The 16,239-nt window shown below is 70.3% G+C and carries 16 protein-coding genes; 8 read left to right on the top strand and 8 right to left on the bottom strand.

What is annotated here, in order from left to right:
* Positions 1-40: 40 nt before the first annotated feature.
* Together NYE39_RS08830 and NYE39_RS08825 are read right to left on the bottom strand one after the other, a co-directional pair.
* Positions 41-1,338 (bottom strand): IS3 family transposase gene (locus NYE39_RS08830; RefSeq protein ID WP_192910836.1). Its coding sequence is split into 2 segments (ribosomal slippage): positions 41-1,044 and positions 1,044-1,338, totalling 1,299 coding nucleotides; the frame shifts between segments, so codons are not numbered across the junction.
* 48 nt (positions 1,339-1,386) lie between these two features.
* A complete protein-coding gene (locus NYE39_RS08825) occupies positions 1,387-2,574 on the bottom strand; it encodes an integrase core domain-containing protein (protein ID WP_341012431.1) in 1,188 nt (395 codons plus the stop codon).
* A gap of 209 nt (positions 2,575-2,783) precedes the next feature.
* Here NYE39_RS08825 and NYE39_RS08820 point away from each other — a divergent pair, with 209 nt between their 5' ends.
* On the top strand, positions 2,784-3,350 hold the full coding sequence (locus NYE39_RS08820; RefSeq protein WP_341012430.1) for an RNA polymerase sigma factor: 567 nt from the start codon (positions 2,784-2,786) through the stop codon (positions 3,348-3,350).
* A gap of 182 nt (positions 3,351-3,532) precedes the next feature.
* The gene (locus tag NYE39_RS08815) at positions 3,533-4,048 is read left to right on the top strand and encodes a hypothetical protein (RefSeq protein WP_341012429.1); all 516 of its coding nucleotides are present in this window, start codon (positions 3,533-3,535) and stop codon (positions 4,046-4,048) included.
* Between the two features lie 30 nt (positions 4,049-4,078).
* On the opposite strand, the gene NYE39_RS08810 is transcribed toward NYE39_RS08815, so the two are convergent.
* Positions 4,079-5,053, bottom strand: a complete 975-nt coding sequence (locus tag NYE39_RS08810) for an IS481 family transposase (protein ID WP_341012428.1) — start codon at positions 5,051-5,053, stop codon at positions 4,079-4,081.
* Positions 5,054-5,173: 120 nt separating this feature from the next.
* Here NYE39_RS08810 and dcd point away from each other — a divergent pair, with 120 nt between their 5' ends.
* Both dcd and NYE39_RS08800 read left to right on the top strand, forming a co-directional pair.
* Complete coding sequence (dcd, locus tag NYE39_RS08805; RefSeq protein WP_341012427.1) at positions 5,174-5,749, top strand: dCTP deaminase; 576 nt, start codon at positions 5,174-5,176, stop codon at positions 5,747-5,749.
* A 68-nt stretch (positions 5,750-5,817) separates the two neighbouring features.
* Entirely contained in the window at positions 5,818-7,335 is a 1,518-nt protein-coding gene (locus tag NYE39_RS08800; RefSeq protein ID WP_341012426.1) for an amidase, read from the top strand.
* Here NYE39_RS08800 and NYE39_RS08795 read toward each other — a convergent pair whose 3' ends face one another.
* Positions 7,336-8,301: an endonuclease/exonuclease/phosphatase family protein gene (locus NYE39_RS08795; protein ID WP_068318980.1), complete on the bottom strand. Its 966-nt coding sequence runs from the start codon at positions 8,299-8,301 to the stop codon at positions 7,336-7,338.
* A 178-nt stretch (positions 8,302-8,479) separates the two neighbouring features.
* Between NYE39_RS08795 and NYE39_RS08790 the strand changes: the two genes are divergently transcribed.
* Positions 8,480-9,010: an RNA polymerase sigma factor gene (locus tag NYE39_RS08790; protein ID WP_341013389.1), complete on the top strand. Its 531-nt coding sequence runs from the start codon at positions 8,480-8,482 to the stop codon at positions 9,008-9,010.
* The gene (locus tag NYE39_RS08785) at positions 9,007-9,705 is read left to right on the top strand and encodes a hypothetical protein (protein WP_341012425.1); all 699 of its coding nucleotides are present in this window, start codon (positions 9,007-9,009) and stop codon (positions 9,703-9,705) included. The genes NYE39_RS08790 and NYE39_RS08785 overlap by 4 nt, the downstream gene beginning before the upstream one ends.
* 31 nt (positions 9,706-9,736) lie before the next feature.
* On the opposite strand, the gene NYE39_RS08780 is transcribed toward NYE39_RS08785, so the two are convergent.
* Genes NYE39_RS08780 through NYE39_RS08765 form a run of 4 tightly spaced genes read right to left on the bottom strand, consistent with a single transcriptional unit; the run spans position 9,737 to position 13,999 of the window.
* Positions 9,737-10,831 (bottom strand): ABC transporter ATP-binding protein, encoded by a 1,095-nt coding sequence (locus NYE39_RS08780; RefSeq protein WP_341012424.1) that lies wholly within the window; start codon positions 10,829-10,831, stop codon positions 9,737-9,739.
* A gap of 8 nt (positions 10,832-10,839) precedes the next feature.
* Positions 10,840-11,691 (bottom strand): sugar ABC transporter permease, encoded by an 852-nt coding sequence (locus NYE39_RS08775; RefSeq protein WP_234993714.1) that lies wholly within the window; start codon positions 11,689-11,691, stop codon positions 10,840-10,842.
* Complete coding sequence (locus NYE39_RS08770) at positions 11,688-12,695, bottom strand: carbohydrate ABC transporter permease (protein ID WP_341012423.1); 1,008 nt, start codon at positions 12,693-12,695, stop codon at positions 11,688-11,690. Before NYE39_RS08770 ends, NYE39_RS08775 begins: the two co-directional genes overlap by 4 nt.
* Complete coding sequence (locus tag NYE39_RS08765) at positions 12,692-13,999, bottom strand: extracellular solute-binding protein (RefSeq protein ID WP_341012422.1); 1,308 nt, start codon at positions 13,997-13,999, stop codon at positions 12,692-12,694. Before NYE39_RS08765 ends, NYE39_RS08770 begins: the two co-directional genes overlap by 4 nt.
* A 120-nt stretch (positions 14,000-14,119) precedes the next feature.
* Here NYE39_RS08765 and NYE39_RS08760 point away from each other — a divergent pair, with 120 nt between their 5' ends.
* Positions 14,120-15,139: a LacI family DNA-binding transcriptional regulator gene (locus tag NYE39_RS08760; protein ID WP_341012421.1), complete on the top strand. Its 1,020-nt coding sequence runs from the start codon at positions 14,120-14,122 to the stop codon at positions 15,137-15,139.
* 44 nt (positions 15,140-15,183) lie between these two features.
* Positions 15,184-16,218 (top strand): enoyl-CoA hydratase/isomerase family protein, encoded by a 1,035-nt coding sequence (locus NYE39_RS08755; protein ID WP_341012420.1) that lies wholly within the window; start codon positions 15,184-15,186, stop codon positions 16,216-16,218.
* The last annotated feature ends 21 nt before the right edge of the window (positions 16,219-16,239 follow it).

Here is a 16,239-nt window from a genome sequence, read left to right as displayed (position 1 = left end):
CAGGGGCGTGCTGAACCGCCCCGGTGTGTCCGGAGACCTTCTAGTTTGAGACTCCAGCGGTTGCTGGGGCCTGGTGGTGAGCGTAGTGAGCCTGCTCGGCCTGCACTGGGGTGAGGTCGTCGCAGTACTCGTGGGGTCGGCGGTGGTTGTACCAGTCGACCCACTCGGCGGTGGCGATCTCGAGGTCGTCGAAGCCCTTCCACGGCCGCTGTCGCTTGACCAGCTCGGTCTTGTAGAGCCCGATGATCGACTCGGCCAGCGCGTTGTCGTGCGACGAGCCGACGAGGCCGGTCGAGGGCTTGATTCCCGCGGTGTCGAGCCGTTCGGAGTAGGCCACGGACATGTACTGGGCGCCGTGGTCGTGGTGGGCGATCAGGCCGGTCAGGTCACCGCCACGATCTTCGCGGCCGCGGGTCCAGATGGCCTGCTCGACTGCGTCCAGGACGAGCTGGCTGGTCATCGTGGTCGACACCGACCAGCCCAGGATCCGCCGGGCGTAGGCGTCGATGACAAAGGCGGTGTAACACCAGCCCGACCACGTCGGGCAGTACGTGAAGTCGGCCACCCACAGCCGGTCCGGCGCCAACGGCTCGAAGTTGCGATCGACCAAGTCAAGCGGTTTCGGGGCCTTCGGGTCGCTGATCGTGGTGCGCTTGACCTTCCCGCGCACCGCGCCTGCCAGCCCAAGCTCGCCCATGAGCCGCTCGACGGTGCAGCGCGCGATCGGCGATGCGTCGGCTGCCCGCTGTCGGTTGAGCGTCAGCCACACTTTCCGTGCGCCGTAGACGCCGTAATTGGCCGCGTGGACCTGCTCGATCATCGGCTTCAGCTCCTCGTCGCGCACCTGCTGGGCGCTCGGCTGGCGGCCTCGGTGCTCGTAGTAGGTCGCGGGGGCGATCTTGCAGCCGAGCTCGGTGAGCGCGGCGCAGATCGACTCGACACCCCATCGCAGACCCTGCCCGTCGGCGTCCTCGTGCTGCTGACCGACGTGCTCGTCGATGTAGCGCACGATCAGCGCTGTGGCCGGTCGAGTTCGGCCGCGAAAAAAGCCGACGCGCTCTTGAGGATCGCGTTCGCGCGTTTGAGCTCGGCGTTCTCCCGCTTCAGCCGCTTCAGCTCTGCCGACTCCTCGGACGTGACCCCCGGGCGCTGGCCGGCGTCCACCTCAGCCTGACGACACCACTTGCGCACCGTTTCCGGTGTGCCCACCCCCAGCAGCTCGGCGACCCGGCTCATCGCGGCCCACTCCGACTCGTGCTCGGCCCGGACCTCGGCGACCATCCGTACCGCCCGCTCACGCAGCTCGGCCGGGTACCTCTTCGATGTACTCCCTGACATGACTCCATCCTTCCCAAGGAACGGAGCCTCCGGACACGCCGGGGCGGTTCATGCTGTGACTCGAACGTAGTGGCGTTCGCCCTTGGGTGTCTCGATCTTTGCGGGATCGAGTCTGATGTGGGCCAGGAGCCGGTTGTCGTGGAAGAGGACCGCGTGGTCCTGGTCGACGAGGTACTGCAGTTTGGCTCGAGCCCAAGCGACTCCCAGGGCCACGCGTGCTCCGGGCAGGTCGAAGTAGCCGGCCGGGCTCAGGGTGACCTCGCGGATGAACTGACGCTGCGTGAGCTCGCTGGCGTCGGCAACGGCCTTGTCGCTGCTCGCGTAGCGGCTGGCCGGGGTGACCCCACCGATGCCTTGGTGAGGGCGCTGGGTGTTGAACAGCACGTCGTAGGCGTCCAACAGCTGCTGCAACTGGGGCAAGTCAGCCGCGGTGGGCCGAGCAGCGAGCCACTGGTCCAGGGTGCGCCACTCACGTTCCTTCTTGCCGTTGGTCTGGGGATGCCCCGGGCTGGAGTTGATCATGCCGACCCCGATGCGGTGCAGCTTGGACTCGAATGTGGAGTACCCGCCACCACGGGTCAGGCGAGCGGTGAACGCGGAGCCGTTGTCGCACTGGATGAACGCCGGCTTGCCGTGACGGTCCATGGCCTGCAGCAAGCACGTCCACGTGTCCTGACCGTTTTCGCTGGGCGCGGCCAGCGAGCCCATCAGCATCCTGGAGTGGTCGTCCTGGAACCGCAGCACGACTGCCGAGCCCTCGACGAGCTCGACCCCGTGCCCGTCGAGCTGCCAGACCCCGTTGGGGTGCATCGCTTCGAACCGTCGATAGCTGGACTTGGGCCGTTTCGACGGTGTGGGCGTGGTGCGGCCGTGATCGCGCAGGATCTTGTGACAGGTGCGCGCCGAGGGCGCCTGCACGCCCTGACTCGTCAGCCAGTCGTGCACGGACTGCGCGCCGCCGTCCCAACCCTGCTCGACCAACTCGTCGTGCTTGGCCACCACCACGGCCACCACGTCAGCAGGGGTTGCCCTGGGAGAGTTGCGCGGGCGCGTGGAACGGGGAACAAGCCCTTCCACCCCTTCCTGCAGCATCCGCCGTCGATACCGGTAGTACGTATCCCGAGAGATCCCGTACTCCCGACAGATCTGCGTCACCGAAGCCCCAGAGACCTCCTCCAAGACCACCTGGGCGCCAATGGCCAACCGTGCCTCCACCGAGACCGCCTTCGTGCTCATGCAGCCGATCATCCGGCCACCGACCGAGCCCCAAGGACTGTCAGCGATGTCCCTTCACATGTCTGTCAGAAAGGTCCCTTCAAAACACATGCGCTGGAGGCCACCCACACACATCGACCGGGAAGGAGGGGGTGGGCGTGAACCCCCCCTTCGCCCTGCGGGCAAGTACAGGTGTGAGCACACTGGGGACGGACACGGGGAGGCCGCCGATGGGGCAGGTCAAGGCGCTGCGGCGGTCGCCGAGCATCGGCGGGGTACCGATCGACGAGGTCTTCGACCGGCACCACGCCGACGTCTACCGCTACCTCGCCCGGCGCGTGCCGGCCGACGTCGCGGAGGACCTCGCGAGCGAGACCTTTGTCCAGGCGGTGACCCGAGGGCACACCTTCGACCCGGAGCGGGGGGTGCTGCGGGGGTGGATCTTCGGCATCGCGAGCAACCTGCTCTCCCGCCACCGCCGCGAAGAGGTCCGTGCCTACCGGGCCTGGGCCCGCACCGGCGTCGACCCGCTGGTGACCGCGGGCGACGAGATCGATCGAGCTATCGACCGGGTCGACTCGCAGTCACGCGGGCCGGCTCTCGTCACCGCCCTTGCCGACCTCTCCGACGGCGACCGGGACGTGCTGCTGCTCGTCGCCCACGCAGGACTCACCTACGCCGAGGTCGCCCAGGCCCTCGACCTGCCGGTCGGGACCGTGCGCTCCCGGCTCAACCGCGCCCGCCGCATCGTGCGGGCCGCGCTCGACGACACCAAGGGGAGCCACGATGACCACTGACGAGATCGGCCTGCTCGACGGGCCGGAGATGGACGCGCTGCGCGAGCTGCGGGCCGACGTGCCCGGGCCGACCCAGGCGCAGCGACGGGTCGCGTGGGAGCGCGTGCAGGGGGCCCGCTCCCACGCCGAGCCGCGGAGCAGGGAAGGGCGGCCGCTCCTGGCTGCTGGCCGGCGCGGCCGCCGTGGCCGCCGCCGTCGTCGTCGTCGGGGGAGTCGTGGTCGCCACGGGCGGCCCCGAGTCGGCACCCCCGGCCACCAGCTCGGACCAGAGCACCTCGGCCGCCCCGACCAACCCCAACCCCACTCCCTTCGTCACCGGCAGCGTGTGGGAGCCCGTGGACGCGAGCGAGCGCAAGATCATCGAGAGGTACCGCAAGGACATCGCCCTCACGCCCGAGGGGGGCGTACGCATCGAGATCCCCGAGACGATGAACTGGGAGGCGATGACCAAGGCGACCAATGCCGAGGGCATCCCGGTGCGTTTCTGGGCGGTCTCCGGGACGACGAATGCCTGGGAGATCGGCGGGACCATGACCATCGACCCCGAGGACGGCGTCGACATGGCGGCGGAGCCGGGGGAGCCCTATCCGTCGGATGGCGTCACCTTCGAGCGCTCGGGGGGCAAGGACTCCCCGGTGGCCGCGGTCGTCTTCGACCACGTCCCGACCGTGCCGGTCGACATCAACTTCACCCTGTGAGGCCCCTCCCGCTCTAGGTGTACTCGGCCGTCAGGTTGTTGACAGTCGGCTGGTCGGGGCGAGGCCGCCGAGTGCGGTGTGGCGGCGTTCAGTGTTGTAGTGCTCGAGCCAGGGCGCAAGGGCGGCTGCTCGTTGCTGGTTGCTGGTGAAGACCTGCCGGTAGGCCCACTCGGTTTGCAGGGTGCGGTTGAAGCGTTCGACCTTGCCGTTCTGCCAGGGGCAGTGGGGTTTGATGAACTTGTGCTTGGCGCCCAGCTCGTCGAGGACGGCGCGCACGTCGTGGGAGTTCTTGTAGGAGAAGTGGTTGTCGGTCATCACCCGCTCGATGCGGGTGATGCCGTGGCCGGCGAAGTAGGCCGCAGCGCGGCGGATGAACCCGGCGCAGGAGGTGCCCTTCTCGTCGGGCAGGATCTCGCTGTAGGCCAGCCGTGAGTGGTCATCGACCATGGAGTGCACGTAGTCGTAGCCGATCCTGGCCTTCTTCTTCGCCGAGGTCGATCCCATCGCTCGACCGTGAGCCTTCCACCCGCCGCCATCAGGGATCTTGCCGACCTTCTTGACGTCGACGTGGACCAGCTCGCCAGCACGGCCGCGTTCGTAGCGCACCGCGGTGGTCTTCGACGCGCGGATCACTTCGCCGGTCAGCGGGTCGCACTCGCGCAGGTAGGGCACGCCGTGGCGGCGCAGGACCCGACTGACAGTGCGCGCGGGCACGCCCAGCTCGGGGCCGATCCAGTCCTGACCGCGACGCTGCTCGCGGCGGATGGCCACGATGCGTTCCTCGACCTCGACCGGGGTCTGTCGCGGGCTGTGGTGCGGACGGCTGGAACGATCGACCAGCCCATCGTCACCGTGTTCGCGGAAGCGGTTGATCCACCGGTGCGCGCACTGACGCGAGATGCCCTGGGCCTTGGCCGCGTGCGCCACCGCCCACCCTTGACCGATGACCCGCTCGACGAGCAGTTCACGACCGTGCTGGTTCAGGCGGGCATTACCGTGGGACATGAGGACCTCCGGTCGGTAGGCGACTTAGACATCACCCACCGCACCCGGGGGTCCTCCCTTACGTCAACCCCGACACGGAGTGTCACCAACCTCTTGGCTGAGTACATCTAGGGTCGGAGCATGCTGCTCTCCGACAGGGACATCCGGGCCGAGATCGACGGTGGGCGGGTCGTGCTCGACCCGTGGGACCCGACGATGGTCCAGCCGAGCAGCGTGGACGTGCGGCTGGACAAGTTCTTCCGGCTCTTCGACAACCACAAGTACCCGGTCATCGACCCGGCCCAGGACCAGCCCGAGCTGACCCGGCTCATCGAGGTCGAGCCCGAGGAGGGCTTCGTCCTCCACCCGGGTGAGTTCGTCCTCGGTTCCACCCTCGAGACGGTCACCCTGCCCGACGACCTCGCCGCCCGCGTCGAGGGCAAGTCCTCGCTCGGCCGCCTCGGGCTGCTGACCCACGCGACGGCAGGCTTCGTCGACCCGGGCTTCTCGGGGCACGTGACACTCGAGCTGAGCAATGTCGCCACCCTGCCGATCCGTCTCTGGCCGGGCATGAAGGTCGGACAGCTGTGCTTCTTCCGCCTCTCCTCACCGGCCGAGCACCCCTACGGGTCGGCGACCTACGGGTCGCACTACCAGGGTCAGCGGGGGCCGACGGCGAGCAGGTCCTTCGCGAACTTCCACCGCACGGACGTGTGATCGGGGGTCTCGAGGCTCGGCCGCGGGCGGCCTCGCACCCTGGAGTGACCCACGTGTAACATCGGGGGATGAGCACCGACACGTCCCGCCCCGCGCCCTACGACGAGGTCCGTGAGGACCACGAGTCGACGCGCGTCTCCGCCTTCGCCGACGACGCGCTCGGTGACCTCGACGCCACCGGGGTGGCCGAGGAGATCCGGGCGGGGCGGATCAGCGCGAGCGAAGCGGTCGAGGCCGCGATCGCGCGTGTCGCGGCCGTCGACCCGGCCCTCGGCGCGACGACCGTCGACGACGTCGACCGGGCGCGCCGCCGTGCCGCCCACCTGCCGAAGGGGACGGACGCCCCCTTCGCCGGTGTGCCGTCGGCGATCAAGGACAACGTGAGCGTCGCGGGGATGCCGATGACCCAGGGGTCGGACGCGCTGCCGGCCACGCCGGGGACGGCGGACGGGGCCTTCGTCCGCCAGTTCCTCTCCTCCGGGGTCATCCCGGTCGCGACGACGACCTGCCCGCCCTTCGGCTGGACCGCGACGACCGAGCGCCCCGGCGGCCGCGTCACCCGCAACCCGTGGGCGACCGGCTACTCCTCGGGCGGGTCCTCCGGGGGCTCCGCCGCCCTCGTCGCGTCGGGCGCGTTGCCCATCGCCCACGGCAACGACGGCGGCGGGTCGATCCGCATCCCCGCGGCCGCCTGCGGCCTCGTCGGGCTGAAGACGAGCCGCGGCCGCTTCCTCGGCGACCCGACCACCGACCAGCTGCCCGTCGGGATCGTCGTCAACGGAGTGCTCACCCGCACCGTCCGCGACACCGCGGCATTCCTCGCCTCGGCCGAGCGCTACCAGCCCTCGCGCAAGCTGCCCCCGGTCGGCCTCGTCGAGGGACCCGGCGCCCGTCGCCTGCGCGTCGGCATGATGGTCGACTCGCCGCTGGCGCCCGCGACCGACCCGCAGACCCGCGACGCCGTCGAAGCCGTCGGCCGGCTCCTCGACGGCCTCGGCCACGACGTCGACCCCGACACGACGGTGCCCGTCCCGGAGTTCTTCAAGACCGACTTCCAGGACTACTGGTCGCTGCTCGCCCTCGCCTCCTCGGCGCAGGGCAGCAAGCTCTACGGCGACGGCTTCGACGCCGCCCGGCTCGACAAGTTCACCCTAGGCCTGGCGGCCCGGGCCAAGCGCCGCCTCCACCGCGCGCCGCTCTACCTCGCCCGCCTCGGCCTCTCCGGCGTCGCCTCGGAGCGGCTCTTCCCCGCCGAGGCCGACGTCGTGCTCACCCCGACGCTCGTGCACACGACCCCGCGCATCGGCTACCTCTCCGGTGACCTCGACTTCGACACGCACCTCGCGCGCCTGCTCGACTACGTCGGATTCACCCCGGTGCACAACGCCAACGGCCAGCCGTCGATCTCGCTCCCGCTCGGTCGCACCGACGACGGTCGCCCGATCGGCGTCATGCTCTCCGCGCGAAGGGGGCAGGAGCGGCTGCTCCTCGAGCTCGCCTTCGAGCTGGAGGCGGCGGCCCCCCTTCGAGGCTCGGGCCCGGGGGCCCTCGCACCTCAGGACGGCGCCTTCGCCCGGCTCGGCTGATCAGGGCAGCGCGACCGTCGCGGTCAGCGCGCGGTGGTCGCTGCCGCGCTCGCGGGTGACCTCGAGCGCGGTGCACGCGGCCCCGCGGGTCGTCACGTGGTCGATCGGCACCGGCCCGTAGGCGGCTCCGCGCGTCCGCCCCCACGTGCCGGGGAACCCGGACCCGAGCTGAGCGGTGCAGTCCCGCAAGCCTGTTCGCTTCACCCACCGCCGGTAGGCGACCGCGCTGGGCGGTGCGTTGAGGTCGCCGAGGACGATGACCGGACCGTCACTCCCTTCGGCCGCCAGACGAAGGGAGTCCAGCCCCTCGCCCCAGCGGTCGGCCGCGAGGAAGGCGGGGTTCTGCAGGCGCGTGCCGACGACGGTGACTTCCGTGCCACCCCGGCGCAGCCGCAGTGCACTTCCGGGCTGCCGACCGGCGAGCGGGGTGGACGAGGCGACCGTCCACGGGCTGCGCACCCAGACGTCGACGTCGGTCCCGATGTAGTCGTCGTGGTCGCTGGCGGCGAGCCGCCACTGCGGGCCGAGGGCGCGACCCAGGCCATCGGTGCGTCCGGGGTCCCACTCCTGCAGGGCGAGCACGTCGGCGCCGTCGGCGAGGTCGACGAGCTCCGCGTCGGTTGGGCCCGCCCACGCCGTGTTGAGCGTCGCGACCGTGATCGTCGGCCCGTCCTCGGCCGCGGGCCGCGGGTCGGCGACGACGTGGTCGAGCAGCGGTGCCTGGCTGAGCAGCAGGGCGGCGACGAGGGCGAGCCGCCACCAGCGCAGGTGGCGCCACGACACGAGCGCGGCCACCAGGGCGACCCCGACGACGACGGGCAGGGCGGCGGCGATGACGACCCCGATGCTCGTGCGGCCACCGCGCAGGTACATGGCGGCGACGGCGAGCACGCACAGGACGAGGACGCCGAAGCCGGCCCACGCCAGGAGCGTCCTCCAGCGTCTCCCCGCCCGGTGCTCCGTCATCGCGAGCCCAGTGTGCCAGCCGGTCGCGGCCCGTCGAGCGGGGGCGGGAACCGATCCGCGACGTGCGGGGAAGAACAGGTGTGAGCGCGACGGAGAGCACCATGGCGACATGGGCGACGAAGGGAGCAGTGATGACCGGGCATGAGGCCGCGCAGGGGCGACCTCGCGCCCGGTCACGCTGCTCGACGTCTTCGACCAGCACTACCGGGACGTCCACGGGTACCTCGCGCGACGGGTGGACGCCCACACGGCCGAGGACCTCGCGAGCGAGACCTTCGTCCGCGCGCTGGAGCACGGCGACCGCTTCGACCCGACGAAGGGAGGTCATCGCGCCTGGCTCTTCGGCATCGCGACCAACCTCCTCGCCAAGCACCGGCGCAGCGAGGTTCGCGGCTACCGGGCCCACGCGCGACTCGGTGCGGACCCGCTCGTCGAGGGGTACACCGGCCTCGGCGACATCGACGCCCGGGTCGATGCGCAGGCCCGCGGGCGGGCCCTCGCCGGCGCGCTGGCCGACCTGCGCGACGACGAGCGTGACGTGCTGCTGCTCGTCGCCCACGCCCAGATGAGCTACGCGGAGGTGGCGGAGGCGCTCAACCTGCCCATCGGCACCGTGCGCTCACGGCTGCACCGGGCACGCGCCCGGGTCCGCGCGGCGCTCACCGACCACGACGGCACCGACCACGACACCGAGGGGGGTCACCCATGAGCAGGGATGTGCTCGAGCACGACGAGATCAACCACGACGACCACGACCTCGTGGCGGTGCAGGGCCACCGCGCCGACCTGACCGGCGTCGACGACACGCAGGTGGCCGCGGCCCGCGAGCGGCTCGCCGCGCTGGACGGTGCCGACCGACCGCTGGGGTCCGCGACCGGATCCGGCCGCGGCAGGACGGGGCGACCCCTGCGGCTGATCGCCGGACTGGCGGCGGCCGGGGTCGCGGCCTCCCTCGTCGGGGTCGCCCTGTGGGCCGCGTCCGACGGCGGGCCCAGCGGGCCCGCGACGGTGCCGGCCGCGCCTGCCTCGACGTCCACGTCGACGACAACCCGGTCGACGTCCAAGGCCACGCCGGTGGTCCCCGCGCCCGAGGGGCTCTTCGCCGAGGGGCAGCCGCTGCACTGCATGGCCCTGCACGACGAGCCGCTCGGCGAGGTCGCCCGCAAGCTCGCGACGACCGACCTCAAGGTCGTCTACACGCTCCCGGAGACCGACTCCGCGTCCGGCAAGCGGGAGCGGTGGACCCAGGCGCGGGCCGCGGCCGACACGACGATGAAGGTCTCGGAGGTCATGGAGCGGGACTCCTCCACCATCGAGGTCTACTTCTGGTCCAAGGACAACCCGGACTTCCAGCCGCAGCTGCTGAAGGACGACTTCGACCGACGCTGTTCCGCCCCGCGCTGACCTCCGAGCCGGTCCGGGCCGCTCGATCGGGTCAGGAGGGCAGCGCCTCGCCCGTGCTCGCGGAGAAGAGGTGCAGCCGGTCCTGCTGGATCCGCAGGTGGACCAGGCTGCCCTTCTCCGGGACGCTGCGCGGCGGGACCTTGGCGACGAGATGCGGCGCGTGGAGCTCGCCGCCCACGAGGTTGCCGTAGAGGAAGGCCTCGGAGCCCAGCTCCTCGGCGACGAGCACCTCGATGGCCAGCGCGCCCTCGGTGCCCTGGCTCACCACCTCGACGGCCTCGGGGCGGAAGCCGAGCACGACCTCGTCCTCGGTGAGGGCCGCGATGGTCGCGCGGGACAGCGGGACCCTGGCGCCTCCCACGACCGCCGCGCCGTCGGTGACGCGGAAGGTCCCGAGGTTCATCGCCGGGGACCCGATGAAGCCGGCGACGAAGGCATTGGTCGGACGGTCGTAGAGCTCGAGCGGCGAGGCCGCCTGCTGCAGGACGCCGTCCTTGAGCACCGCGACGCGGTCGCCCATCGTCATCGCCTCGACCTGGTCGTGCGTGACGTAGACGGTCGTGACGCCGAGGCGCTGCTGGAGCGCCGCGATCTGCGTGCGGGTCTGGACGCGAAGCTTGGCGTCGAGGTTCGACAGCGGCTCGTCCATGAGGAAGACCTGCGGCTCGCGGACGATCGCCCGGCCCATCGCGACGCGCTGGCGCTGACCGCCGGAGAGGGCGGCCGGCTTGCGGTCGAGCAGGGGCTCGAGGTCGAGCGCCTTTGCGGCCTCGGCGACGCGCGAGCGGATCTCGGACTTCGACACGCGAGCGATCTTCAGGGCGAAGCCCATGTTCTCCCCGACGGTGAGGTGCGGGTAGAGCGCATAGCTCTGGAAGACCATGGCGATGTCGCGGTCCTTCGGCGGCAGGTGCGTCACGTCCCGACCACCGACGTGGATCGAGCCGGAGGTCACGTCCTCGAGCCCGGCGAGCATGCGCAGGCTCGTGGACTTGCCGCACCCGGAGGGGCCGACGAGGACGAGGAACTCACCGGGGTCGATGTCGAGGTGGAGAGCGTCGACGGCGGGCGTGGTCGAGCCGGGGTAGACCCGGCTGGCGGAGTCGAAGAGGACGGGGGTGGACATCGGGGCTCCTATCCCTTGGTCCCACCAGCGGTGAGGCCGGCGACAAGGTGTTTCTGGGCGAAGTAGAAGACGAGCGACGCGGGGACCATGATGAGCACCGCTCCAGCGGTGAGCAGGTCCCACTGCGGGTTGTACTGCGGCACGAACTGCTGGAGCCCCGCACCGAGGGTCAGCTTCGAGTCGCTCAGCGTGAAGGCGATGGCGTAGGCCACCTCGCCCCACGCGGTGAGGAAGGTGTAGAAGGCGGTCACGGCCAGCCCCGGCCTGGCGAGCGGCAGGACGACGTGCCAGAAGGTCGCGAAGGGGCCCAGGCCGTCGAGAGCCGCTGCCTCGTCGAGGTCGCGGGGGATCGTGTCGAAGTACCCCCGGAGCATCCAGGTGCAGAAGGGGACGGCGACCGAGCAGTAGGCGATGACGAGCGACAGCTTGGTGTCGATGAGCCCGAGGTTGGCCATGATCGTGTAGATCGGCACGATGAGAATCGCGACGGGGAACATCTGCGTCACGAGGAAGAGCCACATGAGCCCGCGCTTGCCGGGGAAGTTGAAGCGGCTCAACGCGTACCCGGCGGTGGCGGACATCGCCAAGCCGAAGACCATCGTCAGCCCGGCCACGACGATCGAGTTGAGGAACCACGTCGGGAAGCTCGTCTCGAGGAGCACGCGGCGGTAGTTGTCGAGGCTCGGCTGGTCGAAGAGGGTGATCCGGCTCGACTGGATGGCGCTCCTCGGCTTGAGCGAGGACAGGAAGACCCAGACGACGGGGAAGAGCGCGATGACGGTGGCGGTGATGAGGGTGGCGTGCAGCGCGATCGATGCACCGACGCTCCGCTGCCCGCGACCGCGGGGACGACGACTCACCAGACCTCTCCCTTCTTGCTGAGGATGCGGCGGTAGATGCCGGCGTAGACGATGAGCATCGAGAGGATGAGCACGCCATAGGTCGCCGCGAGCGAGTAGTTGCGCAGGCCCTCGAAGGCCGCGCGGAAGGCCCCGGTCACGAGGATCTCGGTCTCGCCGGCGGGCTCTCCACCGGTGACGAAGAAGATGATCGGGAACATGTTGAAGGTCCAGATGGTGCCGAGCAGGACGACCGTCGAGCTGACGGGTCGCAGGCCGGGCAGGGTCACTTGGCGGAAGCGCTGCCACGGCGTGGCTCCGTCCATCTCGGCCGCCTCGTAGAGGTCGGCGGGGATGGACTGCAGCCCGCCGAGCAGGGCGACCATCATGAAGGGGACACCGAGCCAGACATTGGTGACGATGGCGGCGAACATCGCGGTCCAGCGGTGGTTGAACCAGTCCACGGGGTCGAGCCCGACGCCGCTCAGCGTGGAGTTGATGATCCCGAAGCGCGGGTTGAAGAGGAACTTCCACGCGAAGGCGCTGACGAAGGCGGGCACGGCCCACGGGACGATGAGCAGCACGCGGTAGAGCGAGCGCCCGCGGAAGTTGCGGTTGAGCAGGACGGCGAGACCGAGTCCGACGAGGTAGTGCAGGGCGACGCACGAGGCGGTCCACACGACGGTGTTGACGAAGAGCATCCAGAAGTTGCCCTGGCCGCCGGTGAGGAGCTCGACGTAGTTGTGCAGACCGACCCAGTGCGCCCCGTCAGGGTTGTCGACGCACTCCTGGCCGCCGCCGAGCGTCTTCGTGCAGACGACGTCGCGGTTGTTGGACTCGTTGAGGTTCGTGAAGGACTGGTAGATGCCTTGCAGCAGCGGGGCGATGACGAGCACCCCGAGAACGAGGACGGTGGGCAGGACCATCGCCCACGCGTACCAGTGCTTGTCGAGGAGCTGACGGACCCGGCCCCGAGGGGCGGAGCCCGACTCGAGGTCGGGCTCCGCGGTGATCGACGAGGTCACGGCAGCTCGTACTCCGGGACGACGTCGGACTTGTACGTCTTCGCCGTCGCGTCGAGCGTGCTCGAGACGTCGTCGCCCTTGACGAGGGTCTTCGTCGCCATCGCGTCGAGCGGCGTGAAGAAGAGGCCGCCCTCGGGGATCCACGGGCGGGGCTTGGAGACCTTGAGCGGCTCCTCCCATGCCGTCACCTGCGCGTTGTCCTTGACGAGCTCGTAGGCCTTCTCGCTCGTCGGCAGCAGGCCGAGCTCGTCGGCGATGTAGGCCTGCGACTCCGGCGAGCTCATGTACTCGATGAAGGCAGTGGCCGCGTCGGCCTTCTTCTCGTCCAGGCCCGAGTAGACGACGTAGTTGTGACCGCCCACGGGGGAGCCGGCCCCCTTCGAGCCAGCCGGGACCGGGGCGACGCCGAGGTTCTTCGTGCCTCCGAAGCCCGGGTCCTTGGTGATGTTCGCGACCTCCCACGGACCGTTCATGATCATCCCGACCTTGCCCTCCTTGAAGAGGGTCATCATCGTCCCGTAGGCGTCGTTGGCGTCCGGCTTCGGCGCCGCGCCGGAGTCGATGAGGTCGACGGCGGTCTTGATGCCCGCCTTGTTCTCGTCCGACCCCACGAGGATCTGCTTCTTCTCCTCGTCGACGAGGTCACCCCCTTCGCCGTACATGAAGGGGAGCACGAAGTACCCGGCGCTGTTGAGGTAGATGCCGTCGACACCGGCCTTGTCCTTGAGCTTCTTCGAGGCCTCCTCGACCTCCTGCCAGGTGGTCGGGGGCTTGTTGATGCCCGCCTCCTTGAAGAGCTTCTTGTTGTACATGAGGCCGAGCGTGTCGGTGACCTGCGGGACGCCGTAGGTCTTGCCCTTGTAGACGTTCGAGGACAGCGGCGTCTCGAGGAAGTCCTTGTCCTCGAGCAGGGAGGTGCCGTCGAGGGCGTAGAGGTGGCCGGCGGCGGCGAACTCCGGGACCCAGGCGACCTCGGCCCGCATGACGTCCGGTGCGCCCTCCCCGGCCTCGGCCGCGGTCTTGAACTTGTTCTGCGCGTCGGCGAAGGGGACGGACTGGTACTTGATCTTGACGTTCGGGTACTTCTTGTTGAAGCGCTTGATGAGGTCCTTGAAGACCGGCGCCTCGTTGGTGGGGTCTGAGGTGTCCCACCACGTCAGCTCGGCCTTGAGCGTGGCCGGGTCGACCTCGGCCTGGCTCTTCGACGACGAGTCGCTCCCGCTGGTGCCGCTCCCACCGCAGGCGGTGAGGGCGAGGGCGAGAGCGCCGGCAGCAGCGGTGATGCCGGGCAACGAACGACGCATGGCGTGCTCTTTGTAGAGGGGGCGAAGGGTGAACCCGTGAAGGGCGTATCGGAACCTAGCAATGTTTTGCATGATTTGGAAGACCTTGCGCAAGTCGTGAAAGAGATGTTCGATGCACCCATGGGCACCCTGTCGAACATCGCCGCTCAGGCCGGCGTCAGCGAGGCAACCGTCAGTCGCGTGCTCAACGACAAGTCGGGGGTGAGCGAGTCGTCGCGGCAGTCGGTGCTCACCGCGCTCGACATCCTCGGCTTCGAGCGGCCGGCCAAGCTGCGTCGCAGGAGCGGTGGCCTCGTCGGGCTCGTCGTCCCGGAGCTCGACAACCCGGTCTTCCCCGCCTTCGCCCAGGTCATCGAGGACGGCCTCGCCCGGCGCCGGTACACGCCCGTGCTCTGCACCCAGTCGCCCGGCGGCATCTCGGAGGACGAGTACGTCGAGTCGCTCCTCGACCACGGCGTCGCCGGCATCATCTTCGTCTCGGGGCGGCACGCGGACACGACGGCCGACCACGAGCGCTACCGCAGCCTCGTCGCGCGCGGTATGCCCGTCGCCTTCATCAACGGCTTCGTCGACGACATCGACGTCCCCTTCTTCTCGACCGACGACGAGGACGCGATGGCGCTCGCGGTCGCGCACCTCGCGCAGCTCGGGCACCGTCGCATCGGGCTCGCTACGGGGCCGCGGCGCTACGTGCCCTCGATCCGCAAGCTCGCCGGCTTCACCAGCGCTCTGCAGCGGCACCTCGGACTGTCCGCGGAGGAGGCCTCCGAGTGGGTCGACGAGGGACTCTTCACCGTCGAGGGCGGCGCCGCCGCCGCCCGGAGCCTCGTCGAGCGCGGCGCCACCGGGCTCGTGTGCGCCTCCGACCTCATGGCGATCGGCGCCATCCGCGAGGTGCACGACATGGGCCTCTCGGTCCCCGAGGACGTCTCGGTCGTCGGCTTCGACGACTCGACGATGGTCGGCTTCCTCGACCCTCCGCTCACGACGGTCCGGCAACCGGTCCAGGGGCTCGGCGCGGCGGCGGTCGCCGCCCTCTCCGACGCGATCGGTGGCGAGCCGATCCCGGCCAAGGAGTACATGTTCAAGCCCGAGCTCGTCGTCCGGGCGTCCACCGCGGCCGCGCCGGCCAGGAGCTGACCCGGTCGAGATCGACCGGGCGGGCCTGTGCCAAGGTTTCGCCCATGTCTGACTTCGCTCCCGGTCCCACCGGCACCGACGAGGTGCTCTTCGCCCGAGACGGTGCCCTCGGGCGGGTCCTGCTCAACCGCCCTCGCGCGATCAACTCGCTGACCCGCGACATGGTGGCGGCGCTGCGCGCCCAGCTCGACGTGTGGGCCGACGAGGCCGAGATCACCGCCGTGTCGCTCGAGGGAGCGGGTGAGCGTGGCCTGTGCGCCGGCGGCGACGTTCGCGCCGTGCGCGAGGCGCACCTGTCGGGAACCGCTGGGGGAGTGGACTTCTGGGCCGAGGAGTACGTCCTCGACGCGCAGATCGCCGAGTACCCCAAGCCCTTCGTCGCGGTCATGGACGGCATCGTCATGGGCGGCGGCCTCGGGCTGTCGATGTTCGGCGCGGCGCGGTGGACGACCGAGCGCTCGCAGATCGCCATGCCCGAGACGATCATCGGCTTCTTCCCCGACGTCGCCGCGACCTACCTGCTCTCCCGGGCGCCCGGCGAGGCCGGCACGCACGTCGCGCTCACCGGGGCGACCGTCACCGGCGCCGATGCCGTGCACCTCGGGCTCGCGGATGCGGTCGTCGAGTCGGCGCGGGTCCCCGAGCTGCTCGAGGCGATCGCCGCCGGCGGGCCCGTCGAGCCGGTACCGACGGGCGCGGCGCGGAGCGAGGGCTCCGAGCTCGCCGTGGCGCAGTCCTGGATCGACGAGTGCTACGCCGGCGACGACCCCGTCGTGATCCACGCCCGGCTGCAGGAGCACTCGGACCCGGCGGCCCGTGCGGCAGCCGAGACGATCTCCCTTCGCTCGCCGATGTCGGTGGCGGTCACCCTGGAGGCGCTGCGCCGGGCGAAGGGGGTCGGCTCCGTCCGCGAGGTCCTCGCGACCGACACGGTCGTCGGGCGTGGTCTGCTCGCCGGCTCCGACTTCAGCGAAGGGGTGCGCGCCCAGCTCGTCGACAAGGACCGCCAGCCGCGGTGGGAGCACGCGTCCCTCGCCGAGGTTCCCCGTGACCGGGTGCTCGAGGTCTTCTCGGGCTAGGTTGGTGCTGCCCTGGAGTGA

The organism is Janibacter sp. FSL W8-0316, from assembly GCF_038004165.1.
Lineage (GTDB): Bacteria > Actinomycetota > Actinomycetes > Actinomycetales > Dermatophilaceae > Janibacter > Janibacter indicus.
Note: the sequence above shows the minus strand (reverse complement) of the source record. Positions and strands in the feature narration are given on the sequence as shown.